1 protein-coding gene is annotated in these 1170 nt (G+C 63.2%); it reads right to left on the bottom strand.

The window, feature by feature from the left end; all coding sequences use genetic code 11:
• Positions 1 to 1102 (bottom strand): formimidoylglutamate deiminase (locus EN925_RS36740; RefSeq protein ID WP_127368741.1); only part of this gene is annotated, 1102 nt, incomplete at its 3' end.
• Positions 1103 to 1170: the final 68 nt, after the last annotated feature.

Below are 1170 nucleotides of genomic sequence, written 5' to 3'. Positions count from 1 at the left end.
CGCTGCCACCGTCGAGCGCGGCGTCGAACAGTGCGCGGCCGGTCGAGCCGCCTGCGACCGCCAGCACATTGCGGGCGCGGTGGGCGAGACGCTGCGAATATTCGAGCTGGCGCAACTCGTCGGGCAGGCCGATGAGCACATTGGAATCGGAGCCGACGCCGTAGCGGCCGCCATGTTCCCTGAACAGCGGCGCGGCAAAAGTGCCGTCACCGAGATTGGCCTCGGTGATCGGGCATAGGCCGGCGATGGCACCGCTTTTGGCCATGGCAACGGTTTCAGCATCGGTCATGTGGGTGGCGTGGATCAGGCACCAGCGCTTGTCGACTTTGGCATTGGCCAGCAGAAATTCGACCGGCCGCGCGCCCGACCAGGCAAGGCAATCCTCGACTTCTTTCACCTGCTCGGCAATGTGGATGTGGATAGGCCCGTCCGGCGCTAGGGCAGTCACGTCAAACAGTTCTTCCGGTGTCGCGGCGCGAAGGCTGTGCGGAGCGACGCCGACAACAGCCTGATTCAACGCGCGAACCGATTCGCGGCATTTCTCAACAAGCCGCGAGAATCGATTCACATCGTTGATGAATCGCCGCTGGCCTTCGTTTGGTGCGGCACCGCCGAAAGACGAGTGCGCATAAAACACCGGCAAAAGCGTCAGGCCGATGCCTGCCTCGCCGGCCGCGGCCGCGATGCGCTCGGCCATCTCGGCTGGGTTGGCGTAGGGTTTTCCGTCGCGGTCGTGATGCAGATAGTGAAATTCGCCGACGCGGGAAAAACCGGCCTCCAGCATCTCGACATAGAGTTGTGCGGCAACCGCCTCGACCTGATCGGGCGTCATCGACAGGGCGAAACGGTACATCACCTCGCGCCAGCTCCAGAAACTGTCGGCGGAGGGGCCGCGAAGCTCGGCAAGGCCGGCCATGCCGCGCTGGAAGGCATGGCTGTGCAAATCGGGCATGCCGGGCAACAGGATCGCGTGACGTTCGTCGCCGGCTGCCGCAGCAGCGCCAGGCTGAACGGCTGTGATGCGTCCCTCAGCCAGGGTAAGCCGCACATTTTCGCGCCAGCCATCGGGAAGGAGCGCCTGTTCCGCAAAGATCGCTGCCACTTTTCTCTCCGGTTCTCTGTGTCTCATGCGATGAAGGCACTTGCAGTGCGTTTCAATATGTATATACA

The sequence above is a fragment of the Mesorhizobium sp. M7A.F.Ca.US.006.04.2.1 genome (assembly GCF_004022915.1).
Classification (GTDB): domain Bacteria; phylum Pseudomonadota; class Alphaproteobacteria; order Rhizobiales; family Rhizobiaceae; genus Mesorhizobium; species Mesorhizobium ciceri.
Note: the sequence above shows the minus strand (reverse complement) of the source record. Positions and strands in the feature narration are given on the sequence as shown.